This window comes from Butyricicoccus sp. (genome assembly GCF_050872565.1).
In the GTDB taxonomy this organism is placed as follows: Bacteria; Bacillota; Clostridia; order Oscillospirales; family Butyricicoccaceae; genus Butyricicoccus_A.
Genome location: NZ_JBNMHC010000068.1, coordinates 1 through 8155, shown reverse-complemented (window position 1 = coordinate 8155; position 8155 = coordinate 1). Strand labels below are relative to the sequence as shown.

Genomic DNA, 8155 nt, shown 5'->3' with positions numbered 1-8155 from the left:
TCCGTCTGCACGAGAAATTTTGAGGCGGGCATTTTTTCATGACACAAATTGCTCCAAAAGCCAAGCTGATCGCGCACCAAGCAATTAAATCCATTGATCTGCGAAAAAGTCAGCGTGTTTTCCTGCGCCAACGGATGACTCTTGGGCACACAAACCGACAGCTGTTCCCGCAAAAACGGCACGACAAGCAAGCGTTCGTCAGCAAAGGCATACGGCAGGATACCTATCTCACAGCTGCCGGACACGACTTGTTCGATAATGATTGACATGTCTTCCAATCTCGATGAAATCGTTTTATCCGGAAACCGAGCGGTCAACGCAGGAAGCAGAGACCACAGCGGTGCCGGTGCACAGGACGAGACATGAATCGTGTGCAGACTTCTGTCAAACGCCTGCACCATTTTCACTGCATGATCGGCATCCTCTAACAGCTTTCGCGCATAAGCCACTGCTTGCAGACCGGTCTCATTGCAGGCAATGCGGTTCTTGCCTCGCTTGAACAGCGGCACGCCAAACGCATCTTCCACATGATGCATGGTGCGCGTCAATGTCGGCTGCGAGATATGCAGCTGTTCTGCCGCTTTTGACAGGGTTCCGCACTCTGCAAACGCCACAAACTGCTGTAATTCCAACAAATCAAGCATTGCTCCTTCTCCTTTACTATTCATCATATGAAATGTAGATTCCGATATTGCTATTGTACAACAGCGGCAAAAGCATGTAAACTATAGGCAGTAAAAGATTTACTGTAAGGAGGATATTTTCATGGATTATGTAACACTGAACAACGGCATAAAGATGCCGCAGCTGGGTTATGGTGTTTATCAGACCCCACCGGAGGACACCGAGCGTTGTGTGCTGGAAGCAATCGAAGTTGGCTACCGCAGCATTGATACCGCACAGGCATACGGCAACGAAGAAGGCGTCGGCAATGCCATCAAGAAGTGTGGTCTGCCGCGCGAAGATCTGTTTATCACAACCAAGGTTTGGATGTCCAACGCCGGTTACGAAAAGTCAAAGGCTTCTATCGAAGAGTCTCTGCGCAAGCTCCAGACCGATTACATTGATCTGCTGCTGATTCATCAGCCATTCGGCGATTACTACGGAACCTACCGTGCAATGGAAGAAGCATACCGTGCAGGCAAGGTTCGTGCCATCGGTGTTTCCAACTTCTATCCGGATCGCTACTTGGATCTGGCACATTTCGCAGAAATCAAGCCGGCAGTAAACCAGGTAGAGACCCATGTATTCCAGCAGCAGAAGGTTGCCAAGGAATACCTGAAGAAAAACGGCACCCAGATTATGTCTTGGGGTCCGTTCGCTGAAGGCAAGAACGATTATTTTAACAATCCGGTTCTCAAGGAAGTAGCTGCTGCACACGGCAAGTCCGCCGCTCAGGTTGCTCTGCGCTTCCTGCTGCAGAGCGATGTCGTTCTCATTCCGAAATCCGTCCACAAGGAACGCATGGAAGAAAACTTCAACGTCTTTGATTTTGCCCTGACCGATGAGGAAATGGCACGCATCGAAGCACTGGACACCGGCAAGAGCCTGTTCTTCTCCCACTACGATCCGCAGACCGTGGAATGGTTCATGAGCATCGTATAAGTTATCTCTCTGTATATATAAAAAGCCTGTCGTCAAAAAAACGGCAGGCTTTTTTCTCATTCGATATTCTGTATAGCGTATGCTCCTGCCGCAGCAACGGCTTGACGCAATCTGTCTTCCTGTACTTCTCTCTCTGCGAAGACCTCTGTCCATGTGTCAGTAAATTGTACTTCTGTCACATTCGCTATCTGCATCAGCTCTCGCTGAATCGCCTCGCGGTCAGCGTCTTCCTTCACGCCTGTCAGATATAATACCTGATAATCCATGCGCTGAATTTTGAAAATGACCGGTCGTGTGCCATCGGAGCAGCAAGTAATCATCACACGCTCATCGTTCATCCAACCGCGCATAATTGCACCGCCCTGCAAGCCGGTATAAATGTATCGAGCGATAGCATCCCACGCTTCCGAGCAATGCGGAAGTTCGCTCCCGCCCGCAATCGTATGTGCCGGATATGCACTCTTTGTCAGCGTATGCTGCCCCATGTGCCAAAAATCATCGGCGGTTCCATACCGTTCAAAGATAAAGGTGTCTCCGATATTATAGCACGGACAGGCTCCGGCGTTTGGATCCGCGCAATACTGCTGCTGAAGCTCTGGATATAGCTTCTTGTCGATAACCGTTACTTTTACTTTGTGCTGCATCTTGTTCTCCTTTTCTTCAATATGATACAATAGAGTATCCCATATGATAGAGGTATATATCATGTTGATACCGCGCTACTTTTTCTCTCATGATTTTTCACCGTTTGCCGAATATTTTATGTCCCAGCCGCATAAAAAACGCACGTTTCATAAAGGTGAATTGCTCTGGAAGATTGGTCAGCCGCATGATACGATTCACTACATCGTATCCGGTGTGGAAATGAACTATGCCGATCATGAATCCGGCCACAGAAAAATTATCAGCTTCCACGGAGCTGGCACCGTATTTCCCGGTTACCACCAGCACCAGTATAAAATCGAACGTGCTTTGGTTACACAGGCACTCACCGACATGCGCGTATTGGAATTTACCATCCCGCAGTTCCAAACTATGTTTGAACAAAATACTGCTCTCAGCGAACAAATCGTAAACTGGTACTCTATGTATGTCAACAGTTTGTTGTTCAGCTCTATTCATCAAGAATACAATTCGTCTCTTGTGAAAATCTGCAATCTGTTATATCTCTTAACGATCAATCAACCTGCCGATGCCGGAACACGCATTAATTTGACGCAGGATGAGCTAGCGGAGCTGTTGGGACTTAGCCGCGTGCAGCTAACGCGTGGTTTATCTGCACTTCGTCAACAGAAAATTATTTCTACCAGCCGCGGAGCCATTCAGGTTCTTGACCTGCCTCGACTGCTCTCCCTCTGTTCTTCCGAAGTATAACATCTCATATCTCTCTTGTCTGCTTCAAATGATGCACAGTCACACAAGCCGCACAGAAATCTCCGTGACAAATTCCTCTATGGAATCCACCACAAGGTGATCTACGACATAATGCTCCAGATAAATAGTATCTGTCCGGAGATTGCGAGCTTGTCTATACGCACGCAATCGCTCATAGGCTTCAGACATAGTATTCCAATGACCAACATGATACGCTGTCAAATACTTTCCCGCCGGAAGCGTCAGACAATGCGGTTTATCTAACTTTTCTTCCAGCAGCAAGCCCGCCATATCATATAAATCATACAAACCAGCAGACAGATTTTCTTCATGCTGGACATAGGCGAAGTCATAATCCACCTGCGTACCCTCTCGTTCCAGCTCAAAAATGATTTCTCCTGCTTTTTGATAATACTCCCATTCGTCATTCGGTGACACCGAGGCATACAAATAATACCGCTCCGGAAAATTCCGGATGGAAATCTCGTCTGTGTTCAAGTCTTGAATGGCTTGAATTTTCCGTGTTTTCTGTGCAACCCATTCTTTCATCTGCTGTAATTTTTTGATTTGTTGATCCAATTGCTTTTCTCGCTGAGCAAACACCTGTAAAATGCGTTCCGCGCTGCGATGCCGCATAAATTCTCGAATTTCTTTGAGCGGCATTCCCAATTCTCTCAGCATGAGAATCGTATCCATCACTTCGACTTGATTGACAGAATACTGCCGATACCCGTTTTCTGTCACAACTTCCGGACAAAACAGCCCTATTTCATCATAATGGAATAGGGTTTCTTTCGTCACGCCCATCAATTTGGCAAACTCTCCCGTTGTCATGTAAAGATTTCGATGCATTGCTTGCTTTTTCTCCATTTCCTCTTGACTATAGGGTTACCCTATAGGATATACTGTCAAATGTCAAGTAAAATATTACCGAAAGGAGCTTTTCTTTTTATGAGTTCATCGCTCAACCAGCGATTTACGCCTTGGTCTCTGTTAAAATTTGCAGCGCCATCCATCATTATGATGATGTTCATGTCGCTGTATACCATTGTAGACGGTATTTTTGTGTCTCGTTTTGTCGGCAGCAATGCGTTGTCGTCTATCAATATCGTCTTTCCAATTATCAATGTTGCCATTGCTGTGGCAACCATGCTCGCCACCGGCGGCAATGCCATTATCAGCCGTTATTTGGGTGAAAACCGCCCAGAAAAGGCAAACGCGTGTCTAACACAGTTTGTCTGTGTCACCATTGGTCTGAGCATTGTGTTTTTGGCGTTTATCTTAACGTTTACCACACCGCTTTCCCGTTTTCTGGGTGCCAGTGATATTCTGCTCAGCGACTGCAATACGTACCTGCGTATCTTGGGTCTGTTCGTTCCCGCCTGTATGCTTCAGGCTTTGTTTCAATCCTATCTTGTGACGGCAGGTCATCCTAATTTCGGTCTGGCTTTAACCATCGGTGCAGGTATCTGCAATGCCGTATTGGATTACGTACTCATCGCTGTGTGCGGATTCGGCGTTGCCGGTGCCGCCATTGCCACCTGTATCGGTCAGTGCATTCCTGCCGTTGTCGGTCTAATTTTCTTCCTTTTGAATAAAAATGGACTGCATTTTACCAAGTTTTCTTTCCACAAACGGGAATTGTTGCAAGCGTGCTACAATGGTTCTTCCGAAATGGTCTCGCAGCTGTCCATGGCAATTGTGACGGTTCTGTTCAACATCGTGCTCATGCGCATCGCCGGAGAGCACGGCGTTGCGGCCATTACCATTTTATTATATGGTGAATTTTTATTTAATTCCTTTTATCTGGGTTTCTCTATTGGCATTGCCCCAATCGTCGGATTTCAATACGGCGCACAGGACAAAGTACAGCTCAAGCGCGTGTATCGCATTGCCTTTGCGTTTGTCATGATTTCTTCCGTCATTTTATTGGGTGCCGCAGAAGGTTTGTCCCGCCCGATTATCACTATATTCACCGATGATCCGGAGACCTTCCCGCTGGCATTGACCGGTTTTCGTCTATTTTCTATCGGCTTTTTGTTCAGTGGATTTAATATTACCTCGTCCGGCTTTTTCACCGCCCTGTCTAATGGCAGAGTATCCGCCATTCTTTCGTTCTGCCGAACCTTTATCTTTACGACAATCTGTCTGATTGTCCTTCCGCATTTTCTCGGCATCAATGGTGCCTGGATTGCCGTACCGATTGCAGAAGTTTTCACTCTGCTGGTCTCCTTGTACATGCATCAAAAATATTTTATCCGTTCGGGAAAACAAAATTATTTTGCGTAAGCACAAAGCCGCGGCATATCTTGCCGCGGCTTTCTTTTCGCTATTACAGCCAAATGGTATATAAACCAATCATAATCGGCATTGTGACAATGGAAAAAATCGTAGTCAGCACATACAATACGCTGGATTTTGCCGCATCTTTATGATACAGCTGTGCCATAGATGTCACGGTTGCACATGCCGGTGTGATGCAGGCAAGATACACGGTCAGCAGAATATTTTTTCCATCAGCGACCATGCCGGTTGCATGAACCAGCTTCATAAGTCCCAGCAAGGCAAGTGGATACACAACCAATCGCAGCAGCACCGTTTTATAATTTCCCAATACAGCAAACACTTGCTTCATCGGAATATCCGCAATCACCATGCCTGCCAGCAGCATTCCCATCGGTCCGACCATATCACCGGTCATCTGGATGGTATCGTCAATGACAGACGGCAGCGGAATATGACAGAAGAACAACACTGCGCCAATCAAAATCGAAATAACATTGATGTTCCACAGAATCTTTTTCCACTGAATGCCCTTTTCTGCCGTCAGTTTGCTTCGGCAATGCGTCCAAATCAAAATCAACTGCACAACGAGAAACCCGCAGGAATACACGACATATTGCTGTCCAAGCAGTGCTTGAATCAACGGAACAACCAAAATGCCCGCATTGGTATAAATCACGGTCAACTGTTCTATGGTGCTCAAGCGGCATGGTCTGCGCAAAATCGCTGTGAACAGCAAAAACAGCGCGTGAACAATTGCCGCTACCGCAAAGGCAAAAATCAGTCCTGTTCGCACTTTCGGAGAATCGTCAATCTGAAATGCATGAATAATCATACAAGGAATGACCAAATACACCAAAATCACAGAGACCACTCTGCTCTCCTGCGTTTTGAGCAGCCCTGTTTTTACCAGCGCATAGCCCATAAACATAATCAGGAAGAGTTTTGCAATTTCTTCCATTAAAATCAAGCTGATTTGCATATATTTTACCTCTTTTTTCTGTTTTTTCTTCTATTATAGCACAGTTGTAAAGAGGTGATTGTTGTCTGATTATACGCTTGTCATGCGATGTCGGCTCTGCACAATTCTCGCTTCTTTTTCTTCCGTCATGTCAGCAATTGCAGCATCTAATTTCTGCACAATATCCGCCTTTTCAAACGGCATATGCACGACAAATGGCATCGAATTGGTAGACGTCGCAGAAAAAACGACAATTTCATTGTTCATATGCGCCAGAAGCGTGCGGAATTCATCCAATCGTTCGCGTTCGGTGACTTCCTCAAACGTCCCGTTCTTCCATTCCTCATACAGTTCCGTTCCCGGAAGCAGTGCCAGTGTCGTGAGAATCATCAGATATGGATGCAATTGATTGAGCAGAGCGGCAGATTTCTTGGCACTCTCATGTGCTTTTCCATGTCCAGCCAAACCGCCCAGATAAATTACCCGATAATCCACACCGGCTTGTTCCAGCTTCTTGCAGCCTTCCAAAATATCGGCGGCAGTATATCCTTTTTTCGTATGTGCCAGCACTTCATCATCGCCGCTCTCAATGCCGACGACAATATCTTCAAATCCCAATTCCTTGAGATATTTCATGTCTTCGACACTGCGGCGCAGCAAATCATCCACACGCGCGTACGTCGAAATTCTGCCCTCCGGCAAATATTTCTTAAACAACTTAGCAAGCACCGCTAGTTTTTCTGTAGACAGCGCATAGGGATTTCCGCCGGACGCCCAAACCTTTTTGGCATGTGGATATACTTCTGCCGCCTCCTGTAAATCCGCTTCTACTTGTTCCAACGGTGCCACGCGAAACGGATAGCCATCATAAAAATTGCAAAAGGTACAACTGTTGTGGGTACAGCCCACTGTCACTTCAATAAATACACTGTCAGCATCCGTCTGCGGACGAATGACTGGTCCATTGTAATGCATACATTCTCCTTTTATACTTGTAATCCCATCTGATAGGCTTCCTGCATCACCGGCTGCGTTTTTACCAAGCCTGCATCCATGACAGAATCGGCATAAATTCTGCCTTTGATTTCGTACTGCTCCAGATGTTCCACAAATCCATCTAAATCACCCAAAGAACGCTGGATAATCTCTTTTCCCAATCCAGCAGAGATAATATAGTATACCTCTTTGCTGCCGAGATGCTGCCAAATGGGATAGGTTCGATCAATCCATGTTTTCATCTGTGCGCTGATGCCATAAAAATAAATCGGTGTTGCCAAGACCAAAACATCCGCCTGCTGAAACAGCTGCAAAATTTCTGCCATATCATCATGCAAGACACAGGTTCCGCCATTGCGCATACAGCCATCGCAGGCGCGGCAAAAGCCAATGTTCTTATCCATGATGCGAACCAGATCTACCGTATGTCCGGCTGCTTGCGCACCCGCCTGAAATTGTTCACACAACAGCTGTGAATTGCCATTTCTTCGCGGACTGCTCGAAATGATTAAAATACGCTTCATGGATATATCCTCATTGCAGCTGGGCGCCAAGTGCTTCTACTTGTGCCAGCTGTGGACAGACTGCCATGCTGCCCTTTTTCTCCATATTCGGAACGGTAATAATACCCATATCTTCCCATTTTAAATAGCTGGTCATCGCCTTATATTGTGCGATGGCTGCATCAAACACGTGATCTGCACCGGCATCAAGCAGCAGTGCAGTCTTATGGAAATGGAATCCTGTGCTGCCGCCCGCATACAGACGGTCAATCGTCGTCTTCATCTGTGCCGCTATATCAAACCAATAAATCGGAGAAGCAAAGACCACCATATCTGCATCGCTCAATGCGGCAAATACCTTTGCCATGTCATCCTTTTGCACACATTCGCCGTGATGCGCAAAGCAATATTTACATCCCAGACATCCGTGAAT

10 protein-coding genes are annotated in these 8155 nt (G+C 46.4%); 3 read left to right on the top strand and 7 right to left on the bottom strand.

Going from position 1 to position 8155, the window contains the following annotated elements; translation table 11 throughout:
* A partial coding sequence (locus tag ACR0P9_RS04550; protein ID WP_432617750.1) for a LysR family transcriptional regulator occupies positions 1-644 on the bottom strand: 644 nt, incomplete at its 3' end.
* A 121-nt stretch (positions 645-765) separates the two neighbouring features.
* On the opposite strand from ACR0P9_RS04550, the gene ACR0P9_RS04545 reads away from it, so the two are divergent.
* Positions 766-1605 carry an aldo/keto reductase gene (locus ACR0P9_RS04545; RefSeq protein WP_432617748.1) on the top strand — a complete coding sequence of 280 codons (840 nt, stop codon included), beginning with the start codon at positions 766-768 and terminating at the stop codon, positions 1603-1605.
* A gap of 56 nt (positions 1606-1661) precedes the next feature.
* Here ACR0P9_RS04545 and ACR0P9_RS04540 read toward each other — a convergent pair whose 3' ends face one another.
* On the bottom strand, positions 1662-2249 hold the full coding sequence (locus ACR0P9_RS04540) for a TIGR04076 family protein (RefSeq protein ID WP_432617746.1): 588 nt from the start codon (positions 2247-2249) through the stop codon (positions 1662-1664).
* A gap of 61 nt (positions 2250-2310) precedes the next feature.
* On the opposite strand from ACR0P9_RS04540, the gene ACR0P9_RS04535 reads away from it, so the two are divergent.
* Positions 2311-2979: a Crp/Fnr family transcriptional regulator gene (locus ACR0P9_RS04535; RefSeq protein ID WP_432617744.1), complete on the top strand. Its 669-nt coding sequence runs from the start codon at positions 2311-2313 to the stop codon at positions 2977-2979.
* Between the two features lie 39 nt (positions 2980-3018).
* On the opposite strand, the gene ACR0P9_RS04530 is transcribed toward ACR0P9_RS04535, so the two are convergent.
* On the bottom strand, positions 3019-3831 hold the full coding sequence (locus ACR0P9_RS04530) for a MerR family transcriptional regulator (protein WP_432617742.1): 813 nt from the start codon (positions 3829-3831) through the stop codon (positions 3019-3021).
* Positions 3832-3930: 99 nt separating this feature from the next.
* Here ACR0P9_RS04530 and ACR0P9_RS04525 point away from each other — a divergent pair, with 99 nt between their 5' ends.
* A complete protein-coding gene (locus ACR0P9_RS04525) occupies positions 3931-5268 on the top strand; it encodes an MATE family efflux transporter (protein ID WP_432617740.1) in 1338 nt (445 codons plus the stop codon).
* Positions 5269-5311: 43 nt separating this feature from the next.
* Here the strand turns inward: ACR0P9_RS04525 and ACR0P9_RS04520 are convergent, their stop codons facing one another.
* From ACR0P9_RS04520 to ACR0P9_RS04505, 4 genes are all read right to left on the bottom strand, one after another.
* Entirely contained in the window at positions 5312-6244 is a 933-nt protein-coding gene (locus ACR0P9_RS04520) for an AEC family transporter (protein ID WP_432617738.1), read from the bottom strand.
* A gap of 69 nt (positions 6245-6313) precedes the next feature.
* A complete protein-coding gene (locus tag ACR0P9_RS04515; protein ID WP_432617736.1) occupies positions 6314-7198 on the bottom strand; it encodes a radical SAM protein in 885 nt (294 codons plus the stop codon).
* Positions 7199-7209: 11 nt separating this feature from the next.
* Positions 7210-7743, bottom strand: coding sequence for a flavodoxin family protein (locus ACR0P9_RS04510; protein WP_432617734.1), 534 nt, complete (start codon positions 7741-7743; stop codon positions 7210-7212).
* Positions 7744-7753: 10 nt separating this feature from the next.
* Positions 7754-8155: flavodoxin family protein (locus tag ACR0P9_RS04505; protein ID WP_432617732.1), on the bottom strand; the 402-nt coding region annotated here is incomplete at its 5' end.

Coding starts and splice junctions, on each gene's coding strand:
- ACR0P9_RS04540 (WP_432617746.1), bottom strand. CDS start 2,249: ATGCAGCACAAAGTAAAAGTAACGGTTATCGACAAGAAGCTATATCCA.
- ACR0P9_RS04520 (WP_432617738.1), bottom strand. CDS start 6,244: ATGCAAATCAGCTTGATTTTAATGGAAGAAATTGCAAAACTCTTCCTG.
- ACR0P9_RS04545 (WP_432617748.1), top strand. CDS start 766: ATGGATTATGTAACACTGAACAACGGCATAAAGATGCCGCAGCTGGGT.
- ACR0P9_RS04530 (WP_432617742.1), bottom strand. CDS start 3,831: ATGCATCGAAATCTTTACATGACAACGGGAGAGTTTGCCAAATTGATG.
- ACR0P9_RS04525 (WP_432617740.1), top strand. CDS start 3,931: ATGAGTTCATCGCTCAACCAGCGATTTACGCCTTGGTCTCTGTTAAAA.
- ACR0P9_RS04510 (WP_432617734.1), bottom strand. CDS start 7,743: ATGAAGCGTATTTTAATCATTTCGAGCAGTCCGCGAAGAAATGGCAAT.
- ACR0P9_RS04535 (WP_432617744.1), top strand. CDS start 2,311: ATGTTGATACCGCGCTACTTTTTCTCTCATGATTTTTCACCGTTTGCC.
- ACR0P9_RS04515 (WP_432617736.1), bottom strand. CDS start 7,198: ATGCATTACAATGGACCAGTCATTCGTCCGCAGACGGATGCTGACAGT.